The sequence below is a fragment of the Streptomyces scopuliridis RB72 genome (assembly GCF_000718095.1).
Classification (GTDB): Bacteria; Actinomycetota; Actinomycetes; order Streptomycetales; family Streptomycetaceae; genus Streptomyces; species Streptomyces scopuliridis.
The window spans coordinates 1-442 of the sequence record NZ_JOEI01000086.1; the positions used below are offsets into that span (position 1 = coordinate 1).

The window sequence follows — 442 nt, forward strand, 5'->3', positions numbered from 1 at the left end:
TTATGCGGCGGGTAACGCGTTCCTGGATGCGTTGATGGAGCGTCGTCGGGCTGAGGGTCTGCCGGGTGTGTCGCTTGCCTGGGGTCCGTGGGATCAGTCGGGTGGGATGACGGGGACGTTGTCTGAGGCGGATGCGGTGCGGATGGCTCGTGCGGGTGTGCCGGCGTTGTCGGTGGAGCTGGGTGTGGCGTTGTTCGATGCCGCGCTGGCGACCGGGGATGCTGTGGTGGCTCCGGTGCGGCTGGATCTGCCGGTGCTGCGTGCGCAGGGTGAAGTTCCTTCGTTGTTGCGGTCGTTGATTCGTTCGCGGTCGCGTCGGGCTGCCGCGGTGGCTGGTTCGGCGACGGCGGCCGGGCTGGTGGAGCGGTTGGCGGGGCTGACGGCGGTTGAGCGTCAGGAGGTGCTGTTGGACCTCGTACGCGGACAGGTCGCCCTGGTCCTG

1 protein-coding gene is annotated in these 442 nt (G+C 68.6%); it reads left to right on the forward strand.

Annotated features, from left to right (window positions below):
• On the forward strand, positions 1 to 442 hold a 442-nt coding region (locus tag IF11_RS0136080), incomplete at both ends, for a KR domain-containing protein (protein WP_030356025.1).